Here is an 18301-nt window from a genome sequence, read left to right on the forward strand (position 1 = left end):
AATTTTCCTCCGAAGATCAAACAAATAAATGAGCCTATTTACTATAATACTCGCTATAAAACTCCGGCAAATGCCGCAGCGCTGCCAGCTCCCGGTATGCCATGCGCGCCTCCTTGGCCGGATAGCCAAAGTAGACTTTCTCTCCCTCCAGGTTTTTGGAAACGCCCGACTTGGCGAGGATGACCGCCTTTTGGCCAATGACCAGGTTTTGGGCAATGCCGACCTGCCCGTAGAGCACCACCTCGTCTTCCACTTTGGTATTCCCCCCTATGCCCACTTGCGCGGCAAACAGACAGTGCTTGCCGATCACCACATCGTGACCGATATGCACCTGACAGTCGAGCTTGGTGCCCTCGCCGATGATGGTGTCGCCGGAGACGCCTTTGTTGATGGTACAACCGGCGCCAATCCGCACCCGGTCTTCGATGATGACCCGGCCACCGGAGCGCCAGGGCTGATAGCCAGCCTCCGTTTTCTTAAAGTAGAAGGCATCCGAGCCAATGACGGAGCCGGACTGAATCTCCACATGCGCGCCGATATGGGTGTGCTCGCTGATGGTCACATTGGACTGTACGAAGGTGTGCGCCCCAATTTTCACATGGTGCCCGATAACCACATTAGGCTCAATGATAGCCGTGGGGTGGATCTCCGCTGTCTCACTAATGGCCGCGGTCATAGGCTGCACCGGCCGCTCTGACAGCACCAGCTGATTGTAAGCCTCGAAGGGGTTTTCACACAGCAGCAGTGCTTTGCCCTCGGGGCACTTGGCGTGCTCGTTGACCAGAATGATCGTAGCGGCAGAGTTGAGCGCTTTGCTGAAGTACTTGCGTACATCCACAAAAGTGATGTCGCCCGGCTGCACCTGATGGATTTCATTAATGCCGGTAGCCTGCAGGGATGTATCGCCGATGAGCTCGGCCCCCAGGCGCTCAGCCAGCTCTGTTACGGGGATGGGCGTGGAGAACTTCATGGTGTATTGTTTACTTTTGCCAAAAGTAAAGATTTCCAACCTATGATGACCGGCGTGGTACAGTTTTTTCTACAGGACAAAGGCTACGGCTATATCCGGGTGCCGGAGACACGCGAAGAGTTCTATGTGCACCGCCGCAACCTGCTACAGCCCGTTGAGCGTGGTATGGCAGTCCGGTTTGTGCTGCGGGAAAACAAGCAGGGGCCCTATGCAGACGAGGTGCAGCCAGTGCCGGAGAAAGGTTAGCTTACCCGCTCCTCTCCTGAAAAGTACGCCTCCAGCTCCTCCAGCGTACGCTCAGGCGCATCCTTGATGTCGCGGATGACTTTGCCGTCTTCCAGCAGTACGATGCGCTGACAGACCTCCGTGACATGCGCCAGGTCATGGCTGGAAATCAGCACCGTTAGCTCCGGCGGCAGGTCACGGATGAGGTTTTTCAACCGGATTTGGGAACTTGGGTCGAGGTTAGCGAAGGGCTCATCCAGAATGATCAGCTCAGGGCTGCCCAGGAGGGCCGCGGCAATACCTATTTTCTTTTTGTTGCCTTTAGACATGTTGCGAATGTACTTGCCGCTGTCCAGAATCTCCCCATTGAAAAACTCTGTGAAACGTTCCAGGAAGAGCTTCACATCCGAGGGGTTCATGCCGTACAGCTGCCCCACAAAGTTGAAATACTCCTCTGGCGTCTGATAGCCAATCAGGAAGCTTTCGTCAATGAAGGCGCCGGTGTAGTCCTTCCAGGTATCGGAGTTGCTCACGGCCGTCTCCTTTGACCAGACAGTGCCCGTAGTGGGGCGGATGAGGTCGAGCAGCAGGCTAAACAGGGTGGTTTTGCCTGCACCGTTATTGCCCACCAATCCGAAGCGCTCTCCAGCGGGGATATCCAGTTGTTCAATATCCAGTGCGACTTTGTCACCGTATTTTTTGCTGAGTTGTTCCAGATGTATCATTTATACTTCTTGTTTGTAAGCGTCAATCAAATCATATTTGCGGCGGCTCAGTTGCCGGACAACGGCTTGCATGATGGGGCGGTGGAGCAGTATGCCCACTATGCCAATCATCCCGAGCACCGCAAGGCCCCATTGCCAGCCCAATACCCACTGCAACAGCAAATGGATAACCACCGGCAGGAAAAACGCCGGCAGCACCAGCAGAAACTGCGATGCCCCTACGCCTTCCCAGTTCATAAACGCACTCTTCTCCGGATTCACCGGTCGGCTGTTGTAGGTACTCAGGAAAAGAATAATATAAGCAGTAATCCCCATATTGACCAGGAAGGAGACCACCACAATCGGGATCATGCGAATATCTGCCAGGCCGTACAGCAGACATACACAAAATGCGGCTACGTTGAAGAGGGTAAAAAGGTAGTACTTGCCTTTCATGTACTCCATCAGCGGTACGCGGCGGGCCATCAGCATATTGAAGAAGCTGCTCTCCCAGGCGATTAAGAATTGCCCGTATGTGGCCATAGGAAAAGTAGTAGCCATGAGGGTGAACAGAAACACCATACTGAAGGACTCCCCGTTTTCCAGGTATTCCAGAGAAAAGAAGGGGTAGAACAGGATGAGCACCGCCATCAGCAGCATCGTTTTCGGCCGTTTGTTGCGGGCGATTTGCAACAGCTCCATTTGTACAAACTGCCCGGCCATGCCCAATCGCCGGAGGGCCGCAATGCCTTCTGTGCTTTCCACCCGGCCTTTCCGGCCTTCCACCGCATCCAGGTAAGCATTGGAGCGCAGGGCCCGGAACGGCAGTTGGTAAGCTAGTACCACCAGGGCGACCGGGATAAGGGATAACACCGGATTGGCAAGAATCGCCATAAATGCATTGGCGAAAGCATCTGAAAGCGGCAGCAACTCCTGCGTATCCGCATAGGCAATGCCACACAGCACCACGAAAGCGCCCAGTATGGCAAACGGGCTCATATTGAACTGCCGCTTGAGGTAAAAGCCCACGAAGTTGTTGAACAGCGCCAGGCACATCACGCTCACAATCCACGCCAACTGCGCCACCGCCCCGTATTCCGTAGACACCACCTTGAAGGTAAAGGGCAAGATAAAGACCAGCGGGAAGAGGTTGACCACATTAAATACAGAGCGGAACAGCAGGTAATGAAAGAGCTTGCTGCGCTTGACCGGCAACAGCAAGTAGGGCTGTATATCAATCACCGGAAAGCTCTGCACCAGAAAGCGGAAGAGCAGCCCGGCAATCCACGTAAAAAAGAAAATACCACTCAGCGCAGCAATAGGGTGCTCGTCGGGAACGGTGTTTTGAAGGATGACGTCCAGGAAGTAGCCTGCGAAAAGGAAGTTGGCAAGCAGATAAAGGGCCAGTAGCCCTAAAAGAATATTGACCACAAGGCCACGTTCCCAAAAGGGCGAACGTACCTGTGCCTGCCAGCTTTGTAACAGTAAAGACCGTATCATGAATTGGGTGTTCTGATTTCCAACTCAAGATACGGTCTTCGATAGTTTTGCTGGCAATTTCCCGATTATTCAGGATAGAATTTCGACAAAGACCTAATACAGCACCCGGAACCAGATCGTCGGCTCAATCTGCTTGAGTTCTTCGAGCAGGTCATCATCGTAGGCCCGGTCCACATCCGTAATCACATAGCCAATCTGCTCGTTGGTCTTGAGGTATTGGCTGAGGATATTGATGTTGTGCTTAGCCAGAATCTGATCGATATGCGCCAGTACTTTAGGCACGTTGTGGTGGATGTGCAGCAGGCGGTGTGCGTTGTGCACGGGTTGCAGCTGTAGGTTCGGAAAGTTGACGCTGCCTGCGGTGCTGCCCGTATTGATGTACTGTATGACCTTGTTGGGCACAAAACTCCCAATATTCTCCTGTGCTTCGGCCGTAGAGCCGCCAATGTGAGGCGTAAGAATGGTATTCGGCAGCCCCATCAGCTCGGATTCGAAAGGCTCATCGTTGCTCTTGGGCTCGCGGGGAAAAACATCCACGGCACAGCCCTTGAGCTTTCCGGAAAGGATGTTCTCCCGAAGCGCTTTCACATCCACGACTTTGCCCCGGGCCAGATTAATGAAGATCGCACCGTCCTTCATCATTTCGAATTGCTTCGCCCCAAAGATGTTGTTGTTTTCCGGGCGGCCATCCACGTGGAGGGTCACTACATCCACCAGCCCAAGCAGTTCTTCCAGGCTATCGCACTTGGTGGCATTGCCCAGCGCCAGCTTTTCTTCCAGATCGTAGTAGTAAACGTCCATGCCCATGGCCTCCGCGACCACAGAAAGCTGCGCACCGATGTTGCCATAGCCTACGATGCCCAGCTTTTTGCCGCGGACCTCCTGAGCACCGGCAGCTGACTTTTCCCATTTCCCATTGTGCATAGCGCGTGCCTTGTCCGGCAGGTTGCGTACCAGCATGATGATCTCAGCGATCGCCAGTTCCACCACCGAGCGGGTATTGCTGTAGGGCGCATTGAATACCGCCACGCCATGCCGGGTGCAGGCATCGAGGTCAATCTGATTGGTGCCAATGCAAAAGGCTGCCACATTGATCAGGCGTTTTGCGCTTTTGATCACCTTTTCCGTAATATGGGTCTTCGAACGAATGCCAATGACATTGACATCCGTAATTTTCTCGCACAATTCGTCCTCAGAAAGCGAGGAAGTCAGGTACTCCACCTGATAGCCTTCTTTTTCGAACAACTCAACAGCTTGCGGATGCACGCCCTCCAGCAGGAGCACTTTGATCCGGTTTTTCGGATAGGATAGAGATCTGCTCATCTTCAGTTCGTATAAGATTTCATCTAAATTAGGCGCAATGTGGTCGGCTTCTGCCATGACCTTCTCGCGCTCTACATTTTCTGTAAACAAGTAAAATTTATTGGCATATCCGGCCTTACGGATTTCCAGGTCGTTGGCCCCGTCCCCTATGACGTACACATCGCCTTTCAGGTCCAGCTTCTTGATCACTTCTGATTTACCGCCATTTCGGGACAGGGGGTTATCTTTATTAAAGCCAATGATGTTCCCCGCCTCATCGTAAATAAATTCATTGGCAATCACCCGCTCCGGATTGAGCCCGTAGTGGGCCACCACAGGCTTGATAAAATCCGTAAACCCATTGGAAACAATGAAGATGGATTCCCGCAAGGATTTAAAGTATTCCTGATTGCGCAGGAAAGAGTGGGAAATCTGCCCTTTAAGGCGTTCGGCCAGCTCCTCAATATCGCGCCGGTCAGCCTGCAGCAAATCCAGGCGCTGCTCCAGAGAAGCCCGGAAGTCGAGCGAGCCATCCATGCCCTTATTGGTAATGTCCTGAATTTTGTCCAGCACAAAGCTTTGCCGGGGGTCGCCCTCCAGGACGATCTCAGCCAGCACGTCCAGCGCTTCTACCCGTGTAAAAGTGCTGTCAAAGTCGATAATGAGGTTAATCGGCTTAATCATGCGGGCAAAACTAATACGCTTCGGCTTAGGTTTTTGAGATTTGGGTCACTAATTGGGTTAAATTTTCATTAAGTTACGATGGGCAAGGGAAGAGTTATTTGATCTACACCTGCCCCAGTAGCCACTGCTTATCCGCCAGTGCCTTGGTAGCAGTGATGCTTTCCCGCAATTGCGCCCGCCCCGCTTTATCTCCTTTGGGAAGGTTGAGCAATTTTTTCACGAACTGAATCAAGTTGAGGTAATTGTCGCGGTGGTAGCCCAGTTGCTTCTTCCGGCTGATATAGGTCGTGAAGCTGTCTAAATGGGAAGTGAGTAAGTCAAACAAGCCCTTTTCATAGTAAATCTGAAGCAACATTGAGCGGCTGTTGAGGTTGTAGAAAATATCGTCGAAGGCAAGCTGCTGATTAAGCAGGCTGAGTGCTTTGTCGTGATCGGGTTTGCGGAAGTAATACACCGCCAGGTTGTAATGGAAAATACTTTCCCGCTCTTTTTCCGGAAGTTTATTCCTGAATTCGTGCAGAAAGTAATCTGCCCAGTCCAGTTCCTGACTGGCGAGCGCAAGCATAAGGACATTGTTGTAGGTAAACTTGGAAAGTTGCCCATTTTCGAGCAGGATACCCCGCTCCAGGGCAAGCTTGTAAAGCCTAAGGGCTTTGGCGATGAACTGCCGTTGCCCCCGGTTGAGCCACTGAATACAGTAATTGATCGCAAGCAGGTAAATGTCACGTATTTCATGAGGAGGGAACTGCTGCCAGTGTTGTTCGATCAGTTTCTCAAGAGCATTGAACCCCTCTTCATCCACAGATTCCATATTGGCCAGCAGGTGGTAAACCCGATGATAAATGGCAATCGCAGGCGTATTTTTCACTGGCGATCGTTCCACGTAGCGCAATACTTCTTCCTGCAACTCTAGCTGATAGGCTTCTTTGCCAATGCTTTGTGCGGTGAGCATGGAACAACTGTGGCGGAGGATATCGGCAAGGTAAAAAACAGTCAGTTCCCGGGTTAATTCTTCCAGGTTCATACGCCCGGCCCGGCTTTGGCTCGCGGTGTGTACGTACTCTTCCTCAAGCAACTGGTAGTTGAGATAGTGGTACCCTACATTGCGGTAAGGGGAGCGCTGCAGGTCTTCTTTAAGCTTTGAAAAGGCTTTTTTGTAGGCCTTTTCAGCATCTAATTGACGTAAAGACCGGCAAAGGTAGAGCTCCTGCATCTGTTCTTTCTCCTCAAACTCCTGAAGCGCCAGAAACCGTTTGATGTGGTTGAGCAACAGGTGGACGACCAGGTTCAACTTGCCGCCATCCAAGGATTCACCTGGATAGATTGCAGCAAAGACTTCCTTCCGGCCGCGTTTTGGGTTCTTCCGCTTCAGGTCTGCACGCAGGTATTCAAAAAGCGCATAGACATCGTCCCGCCGGTTGAAATATGGGGATTTTAAATACAGCCGAAGCTGGCGCAGATGACTGGACGAGAGTCGGCCAAAAAGCTGCATCAGTTGGCTATCATTGGAAAGCACAGCGGTGTTTATAGAAGCCATTTTAGGTAAAAAAATTAAATTTTTATTTTATCAAAAAATTGATTTTCAATTAATTAACAACTATTCATTTGCCTAAAATTACAATAATTTGCCAAATATGTAATTGCTTGCCTTTGTCAGGCCAGATATATTTGAGGCATCAAACTACCTTAAATCAGTAAGAGCCATGCGATATTTTTTCTGTGTGTTACTGACCTTCAGCATGCTTTTTAGCACAAGCATTTATTTGAAAGCACAGGGTTTTGAGCGCAATTTATACGATCTCCAATCTGCTGACCTGATCACAGAGGTAGGCGGAGACACCTTTCTGATCAAAAGTGGGCTTAACCAGTTTAACCTTATCGGCAGGCATGGCGAAACGATAGAAGACATTTTTCACAATAACAATCAACACCCGAACGATACAGAAATTGGAGAGGCCCTGCTAGACTTCAACCCCTATCCTTTAAACAACGGGGATATTGTATTTCTTTCCCATAAGGTCATAGCCTCTTCAACAGGAAAGTCAGATGTGCTTTATTTCAATTACCGGGAGGGTATAAGTAAGGATTTCACCATTCAAACCACGATATTCCTGCCTGAGTCCATATCAGGTATCAGCGCCCCGGGGTATACTCGCCTCGATGAATACACTTTTCTGAACGGCCACTTCTATTTTTCCGCTACTTTCCATACGCTGACAGGCGAAGCGTACCCTTTATTGGTCAAAGTCAACCTGTCCGGCCAATTAGTTTGGGCCAAACCTTATCTGCTTACTTTCAGTGCCAGTGGGGCAATCTCCCGCCTTAAGGCTATACAAACGACGGGTGACGGGCGTGTGCTGTTGGCTATGGAGTACGCTGATTTTGAGTACTACCACCTGGAGGTAGATGAGGATGGAAATGAGGCAGGCGGCACCTATTTCCCGCTTTCTGTCGAGCTGTCAGGGCTGGAAGATGCCAGCAAACTTAGTTACTGGGTTCAGGAGGATGGCGGGCTCATTATCTTAGGCAAGCCGGTTCAGGCGGGTTCGGAGGCTTGGTTTGAGTTTGATGCAAGCGGAGTGCTGCAGCATGCTTTTGCCTGGCCCTGGGCCTTGGATTGGGACAACATCAGGGAGCGGGTAAAACCGGCAGAAGGGGGATTTATCGCTTATTACCAAACCTCCTTTCCGTGGGAGAACAACATCAAGGAGCAATGGATATACAAAGTGGACTACGCGGGTGAACGCATCTGGCAGCAGACCTATGTACCCAGGTACATCCCTGAGCTAACGGATATCGAAGTACTGGCATCTGGCAACCTTGTGTTTGCAGGAAGGCTGATTGCCACCAATACAGCGCCCTTCCCTTCTTTTATTTACAATACAGGCTACTTGTTGAAGCTGGGGCCAAAGGGCGATTTATACGGCAGCATCTTCGAGGGGCAAACCTTCGAGGATATTGATGAGGACTGTAGCCAGTTGGTAGAAGCCCCGTTGGGCGGTTGGCTGGTCGCCTTTAGGAGCCCCCTCGATACTTTTTACGCGCTTTCTGATGCTGCGGGGCAATACGAACGCCCGGTGCTGCCGGGTACCTATGAAGCCCTTTTGTATCCACCCAGCAAATATTGGTCGGGTTGCCCGGCAGTTAACGGCTTGGCAATACAGTACGAAGACACGCTGTCCCAAAATTTTTCAGCACAGGCCATGGTAGACTGCCCTGACCTCGTTGTCAATATCTCTGCACCATTTTTACGCCGCTGTTTTGAATCCACCTATACCGTCAATTACTGCAATACCGGTACTGCCCTGGCAGAAGATGCCTATATAGAGGTAGAACTGGATTCCGAATTGGATTATTCTTCCTCGACCCTCGTACCAAGTACGGTACTGGGGCAGGTGCTCCGCTTCAATATTGGTGACATAGACAGAGGGCAATGCGGAGAATTTAAAATCACGGTAGACGTCAACTGCGAAGGCGTTTTGCTCGGGCAGGCGCACTGCACTACCGCTACCATTTTTCCTAATACTCCCTGCGTGAGCTCATCTGCCTGGTCCGGTGCCAGCGTGGAGGTAGAAGCGCGTTGTGAGGGAGACTCTGTAGCTTTTGCAATCAGAAATGTTGGCAGTGCACCGACTTCTGAAGCGGTGGAGTATCTGGTCATCGAAGATCAGGTCATATTGCTCGAGGGCAATGGGGGCGTCCTGAGCGAAGGAGACTCGCTAATCATCCGGCTTTACGCCAGCGGCGCTACTTACCGCTTGGAAGCTACACAAGAGCCGAATCACCCTGGCAACAGCGCCCCAACCGCTTTCGTGGAAGGTTGCGCGGAAGACCCCTCCGCCCCAATCAGCCTGGGCTATGTTACACAGTACTGGGAAGACGATGCCGACCAATTCTTATCTATCGACTGTCAGGAGAATATCGGATCCTATGACCCCAACGACAAGCGGGCTTATCCCGGAGGCATAGAGATTGGCGGGAAGCACTATATTGAGTCGAACCAGCGAATTTCCTACCATATCCGCTTTCAAAACACGGGTACGGACACAGCATTCACCGTAGTTATTAAAGACCCAATTGACCCAAATCTTGATTTGAGCTCCCTGAAACTGGAAGCTTCCAGCCATCCATACAGCCTTGAGATTACCCCTTTAAGGGAATTGGTTTTTACTTTCAATGACATCAAACTGGTAGATTCCCTAACCAATGAGCCGCTTTCGCATGGCTTCGTGAGTTTCAGCATTGACCAAATGCCCAATTTGCCGGAAGGCACTCAGATAGACAATCAGGCAGCTATCTTTTTCGATTTCAACCTGCCGATTTATACCAACACCTGGTTCCATGAGATCAGGGAGGATATACTAATGTCCAAGCAGATAGAGGAAGGCCCTGCCCCGACTCCAGCCCTGCCACTGCTTGTTAGCCCTAATCCTGTCCAGAACGCCGCCCGGATCGAGCTAAGCGAAGCAATGCCGGAGGGAGAGGTGCAACTGATGCTTTACGATAGCCGTGGGGTGCTTTGCCAACGTTTACAGTATACTGGCAATGTGTTGGAATTCAAGCGAAATGGCCTGGCAAATGGTTTATACTTTATCGAAGCACGTCAGGCCGGGAAACTGCTGGGCAGAGGGAAAATTGTCGTTCAATACTAAATACAAGACTGCATGAAACCAATACAAGAGCAGCGAGTGAAGTGGGACGTGTTAACGGATCCCAAAACCATAGACTTGCCCCTGTATGAAGAGGACTTCCCTGTCACCTTGCAGGTTTTTTATGGCCCCGGCCAACTTGTGCGGGAAGCGGTATTTGAAAAGCCACCTGTGCTGTTGAGCGGGGGCCTGCAGCCGGGGCGCTACCGCTGTGTGGTGCTAAGCCATGGGACTCAATTGTTTTCTAAAATGATAACTTGTTAAATATTAATTGCGATGAAATACTTTGCTTTACCCTTTTTTTTGTTTCTGGCACTGCTTACCTCTTGTGAGCAGGACAATGATGCCATTCCAACCGTTGATACTCCTACCTACACGCAGGACAATATTTTTGGCTGCGACCAATTTGAAGTCATGGAGCTTGAGGAAGGCTTTATAAGCAATGAACAGCCTGAGCTGGAGGTTTTTCATGAGTTTTTTGTGGTTGAAAACCGCGAAGGGCTGATCATCAAAGATGGCTTTAATGGCCCCACCCTGCAAACCCACAAAATGGAGGTGAATAACCTGGAGATATTCAACGGCAAGCTGATGATCTGTGCGGACGAAGGGCTCTTTCGCCTGAATGCTACCGGGGAAATAGATACGGTCACCGAACAGCGCTGTTACGATATGGCCCTCGATGGGCAGGGCCGTTTGATGCTGCAAGGAACCTTTGGAGACCCTAGCCTTGGGTCTTCTTACGGTATTCATGAGTTCAGGAACAATACCATTACGCCCTTTGCCCCGCGCCCCGGCTTTTTCGACTGTGCATCTGTCAAACTGGAAGCGGGAAGCGGGCAGTGGTTATATGGTATTAGCTGTAGTAATGAAATTGCAGCCTATGAAAACGGGGTGATTCGCGCCGGGCTGGATAACAATACAGCCCCTCTGTTTTCGCCCCCATCCAGCTGGTTGCTCTATGTTTACTACGACGGCGGGCTGATTGCCTTCACACTGGATGTTTCAAACACTTTCCGGATGTATAAACTGTCCGGTACAGAATGGCTGCCGCTTTATGACCTACAACAGGAAACGCCAGAGGTAGATGACGAGCTGCTCCGCGAAGTACTGCTCTATCCAGATGAAAACACCTTCGCCCACGATGGCTTTCTCTACACCTTTGGTGGTGGTGGAGGTGACCAAAGGCCTACGATCGCCCGCTTTGATGTGTCAGGCAATGATCAAAAAGACTGGGAGGATATCGAGTTGATACAAATTCCGGGCTTGCGCTCGAGGGATATTATTGACATCGTGCTCGCCAGCGATGGTACAGCGTATGCAGTGATGATTGGAGGAGAGGTGGTGAAAATGAGCTGTTAGGAAGCCCTCCAATGACCTGAGTAAGTCTTGTTTGAAATAAAGAGCTATTGGCAATCCGAATCGGGAGCAAAACCATACTAAAACCTTGAACCAGGTTAGGGTTTCCCCCTTTGTGCTGCACTTGCTGAATTTTTTTGCCCAAAAGTGAAAGAAAACCGAAAAGGCCGCGTAGTACCCACAACAGCCTCAAACAACAATCACCACAAAAAACATTCAGCCATGAAAAAGCAAATTTTGAAATCCATGATGTTATCCACGCTTTTGATCAGTACGGTCTTCTTCTTCACCCAATGTGAGTCGGAAGTCAACGGCACCTCCCCCGAAGACCTCTCCGTTATTGAAAACCGGGATGCAGCCACTGACGTAACTGCGGACCAATGCGCCTGCCTGAAGGAGCAGTTCCCGGTAGAAGCCCTTTCTGAAGCTGAAGCGCAGGCCCTGACTTTTATGCGGGAAGAGGAAAAGCTCGCGCGGGACGTCTACCTGTACCTCTACAACCGGTGGGAAACCCGAATCTTCTCCAATATCGCGCAGTCCGAGCAGCGGCATATGGCCTCCGTGCTCTGCCTGATCGAAAAATACGAACTGCAAGACCCGGTCGGCAGCAACCCCGCCGGCGTGTTCCAAAATGAGAACCTGCAGGCGCTTTACACCACGCTCACAGAGACGGGCAGCGAAAGCCTGGAAGCTGCCTTCATCGTAGGTGCGACCATCGAAGACCTCGATATCAATGACCTGAATATGGAAATTGCAGCAGCGGACAACGAAGACCTCATCGCCGTATTCAACGAGCTCAACCGGGGCTCCCGCAACCACCTGCGTGGCTTTATGAAGAACCTCACCAATATCGGTGCCACCTATGCCCCTCAGTACATCAGCGCCGAATTGTTTGAAGAAATCACCAGCAGCGAGACCGAGCGCGGCAGCGACCTGAATGCAATCTGCGGTATTCAAACCGGTAATGGCAACGGCACTTGTGGTGGTACCGGGCAACAACAGGGCGGCAATGGCAACGGCAGCGGTACCTGCGATGGCACGGGCGGGCAGCAGGGCAATGGCAATAACGGCGGCGGTAAAGGTAACGGCAAAGGCGGCCACTAAAAAAACCATCAATTATAACATCAACCTCCTGGCCTTCTGTTTGATAAAGCCGGGAGGTTGGCTTATTTTTCACCTTATTACTGACCGGGCTCCATGCTAATCGCCAGCAAAAAATGCAACGAACTCACTGACCAGGAAGTAGTCGCCCGCGCCCTCCGGGAAGTCGACTACTTTTCCTGTCTGTACGAACGCTACGAGCCGGCTCTACTGCGCTACGTACGCCGCATCACCGGAGCAGGCCGGGATGGTGCAGAGGACATTCTGCAGGAGGCATTCATCAAAATCTGGCGCAATCTGAGAGGGTACGACCCTGGCATGAAGCTAAGCAGCTGGCTGTACCGAATTGTACATAACGAAGCTATTTCCGCCCTGCGCAGGCAAACTTCATTTGGCAAAAACAGGACGGTGGACTGGGCAGACGCAGATCCCCTCTTGCTGCACTCCCTTCTCAGCGAGGTGGAAACAGAAGAAAAGAACATCCCAGCCGAACAGCTCCATCACTGGATCAGCCAACTCCCCCAAAAATACCGGGAAGTCATTCTCCTGCGTTACTTTGAAGAACTCGATTACGAAGCCATCTCCGATGTTTTGCAAATTCCGGAAGGCACCGTAGCCACCCGCCTCAACCGGGCACGGAAAGCACTCGAAAAAACGGCACGTGCCACTCCCGCCCCTAACCAGAAAAAATAAGGCCATGAATACTGCTCATAAACTTGTGGAACAGATCAAATCCCGGCACTTAAAGCCACGCCCCCAATGGCAGTACACTGCACTCAAGTGGGCGGTATGGACCGGTTTTGGGCTCACTGTTCTCATTGGCGCACTGGCATTTTCGGTCATCCTGTTCACCATTCAGCAGGTCGACTTCCGCTTGCTGCAGCACTTTGGGCACTCCTGGCTCGAAGGGCTCCTCAGCCTGTTGCCTTTGGTATGGATTACTTTCCTGGCTTTGGCCCTGCTGCTGTCTATGTACACCCTGCGCTATTCCGAACGGGGCTACAAATTCACCCTGGCCCGGCTGGCCGGCTACAGCACAGCTTTTAGCATACTACTGGGCACGGCTTTCTTCATCAGCGGTGGCGCACAGCAGCTTGAGCAGGCATTTGCCATCCGGGTAGACCTCTATCAGAGCGTACAGGAAAAAAAGGAGCAGCTTTGGAACCGCCCTGAGGAAGGCTACCTGAGCGGCACCATCGTCACCGTTACACCGGAGGCTCTGCAACTGGAAGACTTCGACGGGCAAACCTGGACGATTGGCTACGCCAACGCCGATTGGCCACCCCGCATACAACTGGAGCCGGGTGAGCAAGTCAAGCTCAGCGGCGAAAAAACAGGTGCAGCCTGGTTTGAAGCTACCTTCATCCGACCCTGGGGCGGGCAACCGCTCAACGGGCCACGCTCCAAAATGAGCCCAAAGGAATAATTCTTATTTGTCTGGTTTCTGCTGCAACCTCCTTACCTTTGCGCAAAATTTGGAAAAGGAGCAATTCACGTGGCGAAGGAACTTTCTTATCAAGACCGGAAAAGAGTCATCAGCGAACTCCCCCATGATACCTACTGGGTACTGGGCGTAGTGAGCATTTACGGATACCCCCTGGCTAACTACAGCATCGAAAAAGCCCTGGACAAGGCTGGGTTCCGCCCCGAATCTCAGCGGACAGTGACGCATACCTTCGTGCGCAACCAATTGCGGTGGCTGCAGGAAAACGGCTACATTGACTACGAGTACAAAGACCCCTTCACCAAACCGGAATGGCGGGATGTGGCCGCCCGGCACTTCTTCCTCAACGCCGGCAAAACCCTCAACCGCATCATCAGTCAGCTGCGGCGGGAAGAACGCCTAGACCGCCCGGTCTACTCCTTCCGCATGCAGGAAGCCGAGCTCCAACGGCAGTTCAAGAAACTCCGCCTGCTGCTCTTCGAAAAGAGCTACTACGACTACAGCCACCTGGCCGAACAGCTCAACAGCAACTTTACCTTCGACGAAAAGCAAAAACAACAAACCCTAAAGGCCACCCTCTCGAACTTCCTGCCGCTCGACCCCGACTTCATCCTGGCGCTGCCTGCTCCTTTCCACGGCGAAGCCTGCCATTACATCTTCCACCATCCGCACCTTTGGGAAGGGGCTACCGCGCAGGATTTCAATAAATTGCTCAAGGCTCTGCTTCAGGAAACGCCCCGCCGGGAGGACTACTTCGAAATGCACTATTCGACCAATCTGGCCATGCAGGGCATAACCCGGGAAAGCCTGACGGAAGCGCTCCCTTTCCTGGATCGAACCCACCATTGGTATGGCTTGCAGGCGATGAAGGCCCTGCTCCAGGGCAATATCGAAAGTGCCGGCGACCACTTCAAAAACCTGTCGCCCAAAGCCCGCCAATCACTGCACAATGACTTTTGGGGCGCCATGTTCCTGGTCTGGCAGTGTCGCCACCAAAACATGAAAGGGCTGGAAGTATTGCGCCAAATGAACCAGAAGGTGGAATCCAGCTTCCTACCGGGCATTTTTAATGCGCTGCGGGTCTTTTTCCACTTCATGCTGGAAGATGAAGACGTGGCAATCGAAGGGCTCCAACAATGCGCCCGCACTTCCACCCACCCTATAGAGCTCCTGTTTGTGCTCTGGGTCGCCTACTGGATTGGGGCAGAGCTGGACATGCAAATGGCAGACGAACTCCACGCTGTTTTCCCACTATGGGAACAAGCTGAGCTGAAGTGGATGTGCGGTGAAATGGCCAACGCCCTTGCCCTCGTCTTCCCCGACCACCCTAAACGTCGCGAGTGGGAAGTCCTCGCCCGCTATTATCAGGACGATATGGGCTTCCAGTACCTCATAGAACTACTGCCCCGCCAATCGGCATGGGAGCGCATCCTCAATTCCCTTGATGCCCTTAGCAACGGCAGCAGTGACAACCACTACCCACCCGGTAGCACCCGCCTGGTCTGGTTTGTGGATTTCGAAAAACGGGAACTGCAGCCCAAAGAGCAAAAGCGCAGCAAGCGCAACAGCTGGTCAGCCGGCCGAAAAGTCACCATCAACGATCTCTACGAAGGCAAAGTGGATAGCCTTACCGAGGAAGACCAACGGGTACTCGATGCCGTCACCTCCGCTTACGATAACCGCTCTAACCCCATGTTTTACTATGGGCCCGACGACCTCCGCCTGGACTTCGATCACGCCCTGTACCAGCTGACCAACCACCCTTTCGTTTTTCTGGAAGGCAAGAACGAAATCCCGGTTGAACTGGTCCGCTCCAAGCCGGAGCTGCTGATCACGGAAGAAGGCGGCCAACTCCGCGTCCATTTCCGGCCCGTAACCAAATCCGGCACCTACGTCACAGAAAAAGAAACCCCTACCCGATACCGGATTTACAAGCTCAACGACGAAGAGCGGAAGGTTGCCAAACTCATTGGCCGCGGAGCACTGATGCCGGAAGAAGCCCGCCCGCAGATGGAGCGGATCACCCAACAACTACAGGGGCGCATACAGGTACAATCCCCCAAGACCATGATGGAAGAAGGGCTGGAATCCATGACCGGCGACCCCATGCCCTGCCTGCACCTCCTGCCTTTCGGCGAAGGCTTTAAGCTCGAATTTTATGTCAAGCCGCTAAGGGAAGAGGCCCACTACTTCAAACCGGGCGAAGGGCTGGCTACACGCATCCTCAGCACAAAAGAAGGGCGGGTAGCCTGCGAGCGCCGGCTCGACAAAGAGCGGGCACTGGCAGCAGAAGTCATTGCGGCCTGTCCCACCCTGGCAGAACAGCCGGCTCAGAGCTACGAATGGCAAATCGAAGACACGAGAGCCTGCCTGCAAATCCTCCTCGAATTGCACCCTTTGCGGGAAGCAGGCCAAATCAAAATGGAATTTCCAAAGGGGGAAAAAGTCAAGCTGCTGGGCATTACCAGTACCGACCAGTTGTCGGTGCGCATTCAGGAGGAGTCCAACTGGTTTGCCGTGGATGGCACCCTTAAACTGGATGAAGAGGAAATCCTGCAGTTTCAGCAACTCCTCGACCATGTCCGCGAGGACGACAGCCCCTTTGTTGAACTCGGCGAAGGGACCTTCATTGCCCTCACCGAAACCTTCAGGGAGCGCCTTCGCGAACTGGATGGCTTGCTCCAAATGCGGGGGCAACAATACGAGCTCAATCCACTGGCCGGGCTCCGCATTGATGAGCTCGCCGGGGAGCTGGCTGAATTGGAAGCCGATCAGAGCTGGGCTAAAAGCATGCAGCGTATCCAACAGGCACAGCGCATCCGTCCGCGAGTGCCCAATACTTTTCAGGCCGATCTGCGCGCCTATCAGAAAGAAGGCTTCCGGTGGATGATGCGGCTGGCGGAATGGGGCGTCGGCGGTTGCCTGGCCGATGACATGGGCTTGGGTAAGACTGTACAAGCGCTGGCTATGCTCTCCGCGCGCAAGGAAGTAGGCCCCGGACTGGTCATCGCACCGGCATCCGTTACCCGCAACTGGGTAAGGGAGACCGCGCGTTTTGCCCCAGATCTGACGCCAAAGCTGCTGGGCAACAGCAAGGAGGTGGACCTCATCGACGAAGTTGGGCCCGGCGACTTGCTCATTATCAGCTACGGCTTGCTGCCTTTTGTAGAAGAAACACTGACGCAAAAGTCTTTCGGCTCTCTTGTCCTGGATGAGGCGCAGGCCATCAAAAATGCCGCCACCAAGCGCTCGAAAATAGCGATGGAGCTCCGGGCTGACTTCCGGCTCGCTACCACTGGCACACCTATTGAGAACCACCTGGGTGAACTCTGGAACCTTTTCCGCTTTCTCAACCCAGGCTTGCTGGGCTCCCAGAAACGCTTCAACGAAAAGTTCACTAACCCGATCAGCAAAGGGGACGAGCCGCGCCGTGAACAACTCCGGCGGTTGATTCAGCCGTTCATTCTACGCCGCCACAAGCGAGACGTGCTTACCGAGCTGCCGGCTAAGACCGAAATCATCCTTTCGGTTTCCCTTACCGAATCGGAGCACTCCTTTTACGAAGCCATCCGCCGAAGTGCGTTAGAAGCCGTGGAAGCTGCAGATGGTGCATCCAAACGGTTTGCCATCCTGGCGCAGCTGACCAAGCTCCGACAGGCGGCCTGCCATCCCCGCCTCGTGATGCCAGATAGCCGGGTGCCGAGTTCCAAACTCGACCTTGTGGGGGAGACCATCCTGGAATTGCTAGACAGCGGGCATAAAGCGCTGGTGTTTAGCCAGTTTGTGAAACACCTGCGCATCGTAGAGCAATGGGTGAAGGCACAGGGTATTCCCTATCAGTACCTCGATGGGCAGACCCCGGGCAAAAAACGGGAAGAGGCTGTGCAGGCTTTCCAAAACGGGGAAGGTCAGCTCTTCCTCATCAGCCTTAAGGCAGGGGGCACTGGACTTAATCTTACGGAAGCTGACTACGTACTCCACCTCGACCCCTGGTGGAACCCCGCCGTGGAAGATCAGGCAAGCGACCGTGCTCACCGTATGGGGCAGCAGCGCCCGGTGACCGTTTACCGCTTCGTCAGTGAAGATACCATTGAGGAAAAGATTGTGCAGCTGCACCAAAATAAGCGCGAACTGGCGGATCAGCTCCTCTCCGGAACGGATGTAAGCGCCAAGCTGTCAGTGGATGATATGCTGAGTTTGCTGAAAGGAGAGGCCTGAAAATATACGCTAGGAAGTGGTCACCGACGATAAATGTCGGTGACCACTTCCTAGCGTAAATGCTCGTACGTTTGTTAATAGTACAAAAGTTCATTGAAAATCATAGATTGGCAAGACCTCAGAGCAGAGGATATGTATATGCAAGCGA

The 18301-nt window shown here is 52.5% G+C and carries 13 protein-coding genes; 8 read left to right on the forward strand and 5 right to left on the reverse strand.

Features of this window, described 5'->3' with window-relative positions; all coding sequences use genetic code 11:
- Window positions 1-34: 34 nt before the first annotated feature.
- On the reverse strand, window positions 35-970 hold the full coding sequence (locus MRY86_RS18065) for a UDP-3-O-(3-hydroxymyristoyl)glucosamine N-acyltransferase (protein ID WP_293570144.1): 936 nt from the start codon (window positions 968-970) through the stop codon (window positions 35-37).
- Between the two features lie 42 nt (window positions 971-1012).
- Between MRY86_RS18065 and MRY86_RS18070 the strand changes: the two genes are divergently transcribed.
- Entirely contained in the window at window positions 1013-1216 is a 204-nt protein-coding gene (locus MRY86_RS18070) for a cold shock domain-containing protein (RefSeq protein WP_293570145.1), read from the forward strand.
- Here MRY86_RS18070 and MRY86_RS18075 read toward each other — a convergent pair.
- From MRY86_RS18075 to MRY86_RS18090, 4 genes are all read right to left on the reverse strand, one after another.
- Window positions 1213-1920, reverse strand: a complete 708-nt coding sequence (locus MRY86_RS18075) for an ABC transporter ATP-binding protein (RefSeq protein WP_293570146.1) — start codon at window positions 1918-1920, stop codon at window positions 1213-1215. The genes MRY86_RS18070 and MRY86_RS18075 overlap by 4 nt on opposite strands.
- Window positions 1921-3399 carry a DUF5687 family protein gene (locus MRY86_RS18080; protein WP_293570148.1) on the reverse strand — a complete coding sequence of 493 codons (1479 nt, stop codon included), beginning with the start codon at window positions 3397-3399 and terminating at the stop codon, window positions 1921-1923.
- A 93-nt stretch (window positions 3400-3492) separates the two neighbouring features.
- Window positions 3493-5385 (reverse strand): phosphoglycerate dehydrogenase, encoded by a 1893-nt coding sequence (gene serA, locus MRY86_RS18085; protein WP_293570150.1) that lies wholly within the window; start codon window positions 5383-5385, stop codon window positions 3493-3495.
- Between the two features lie 103 nt (window positions 5386-5488).
- A complete protein-coding gene (locus tag MRY86_RS18090; protein WP_293570152.1) occupies window positions 5489-6922 on the reverse strand; it encodes a hypothetical protein in 1434 nt (477 codons plus the stop codon).
- 166 nt (window positions 6923-7088) lie between these two features.
- Here MRY86_RS18090 and MRY86_RS18095 point away from each other — a divergent pair, with 166 nt between their 5' ends.
- From MRY86_RS18095 to MRY86_RS18125, 7 genes are all read left to right on the forward strand, one after another.
- Complete coding sequence (locus MRY86_RS18095) at window positions 7089-10037, forward strand: hypothetical protein (RefSeq protein WP_293570154.1); 2949 nt, start codon at window positions 7089-7091, stop codon at window positions 10035-10037.
- Window positions 10038-10049: 12 nt separating this feature from the next.
- On the forward strand, window positions 10050-10298 hold the full coding sequence (locus MRY86_RS18100) for a hypothetical protein (RefSeq protein ID WP_293570156.1): 249 nt from the start codon (window positions 10050-10052) through the stop codon (window positions 10296-10298).
- Window positions 10299-10310: 12 nt separating this feature from the next.
- Window positions 10311-11393: a hypothetical protein gene (locus tag MRY86_RS18105; RefSeq protein WP_293570158.1), complete on the forward strand. Its 1083-nt coding sequence runs from the start codon at window positions 10311-10313 to the stop codon at window positions 11391-11393.
- A 219-nt stretch (window positions 11394-11612) separates the two neighbouring features.
- Window positions 11613-12494, forward strand: a complete 882-nt coding sequence (locus MRY86_RS18110; protein ID WP_293570160.1) for a DUF2202 domain-containing protein — start codon at window positions 11613-11615, stop codon at window positions 12492-12494.
- 93 nt (window positions 12495-12587) lie between these two features.
- Window positions 12588-13184 carry an RNA polymerase sigma factor gene (locus MRY86_RS18115; protein ID WP_293570162.1) on the forward strand — a complete coding sequence of 199 codons (597 nt, stop codon included), beginning with the start codon at window positions 12588-12590 and terminating at the stop codon, window positions 13182-13184.
- 4 nt (window positions 13185-13188) lie between these two features.
- The gene (locus tag MRY86_RS18120; RefSeq protein ID WP_293570164.1) at window positions 13189-13917 is read left to right on the forward strand and encodes a hypothetical protein; all 729 of its coding nucleotides are present in this window, start codon (window positions 13189-13191) and stop codon (window positions 13915-13917) included.
- 69 nt (window positions 13918-13986) lie between these two features.
- Complete coding sequence (locus MRY86_RS18125) at window positions 13987-18153, forward strand: DEAD/DEAH box helicase (RefSeq protein WP_293570166.1); 4167 nt, start codon at window positions 13987-13989, stop codon at window positions 18151-18153.
- Window positions 18154-18301 lie beyond the last annotated feature (148 nt).

The organism is Phaeodactylibacter sp., from assembly GCF_022763345.1.
GTDB lineage: Bacteria > Bacteroidota > Bacteroidia > Chitinophagales > Saprospiraceae > Phaeodactylibacter.

Excerpts from the sequence above, each read along its gene's own strand:
- MRY86_RS18080 (WP_293570148.1), bottom strand. The coding sequence starts at position 3,399 with ATGATACGGTCTTTACTGTTACAAAGCTGGCAGGCACAGGTACGTTCG.
- MRY86_RS18100 (WP_293570156.1), top strand. The coding sequence starts at position 10,050 with ATGAAACCAATACAAGAGCAGCGAGTGAAGTGGGACGTGTTAACGGAT.
- MRY86_RS18065 (WP_293570144.1), bottom strand. The coding sequence starts at position 970 with ATGAAGTTCTCCACGCCCATCCCCGTAACAGAGCTGGCTGAGCGCCTG.
- MRY86_RS18105 (WP_293570158.1), top strand. The coding sequence starts at position 10,311 with ATGAAATACTTTGCTTTACCCTTTTTTTTGTTTCTGGCACTGCTTACC.
- serA (WP_293570150.1), bottom strand. The coding sequence starts at position 5,385 with ATGATTAAGCCGATTAACCTCATTATCGACTTTGACAGCACTTTTACA.
- MRY86_RS18120 (WP_293570164.1), top strand. The coding sequence starts at position 13,189 with ATGAATACTGCTCATAAACTTGTGGAACAGATCAAATCCCGGCACTTA.
- MRY86_RS18110 (WP_293570160.1), top strand. The coding sequence starts at position 11,613 with ATGAAAAAGCAAATTTTGAAATCCATGATGTTATCCACGCTTTTGATC.
- MRY86_RS18095 (WP_293570154.1), top strand. The coding sequence starts at position 7,089 with ATGCGATATTTTTTCTGTGTGTTACTGACCTTCAGCATGCTTTTTAGC.
- MRY86_RS18115 (WP_293570162.1), top strand. The coding sequence starts at position 12,588 with ATGCTAATCGCCAGCAAAAAATGCAACGAACTCACTGACCAGGAAGTA.
- MRY86_RS18075 (WP_293570146.1), bottom strand. The coding sequence starts at position 1,920 with ATGATACATCTGGAACAACTCAGCAAAAAATACGGTGACAAAGTCGCA.
- MRY86_RS18070 (WP_293570145.1), top strand. The coding sequence starts at position 1,013 with ATGATGACCGGCGTGGTACAGTTTTTTCTACAGGACAAAGGCTACGGC.
- MRY86_RS18090 (WP_293570152.1), bottom strand. The coding sequence starts at position 6,922 with ATGGCTTCTATAAACACCGCTGTGCTTTCCAATGATAGCCAACTGATG.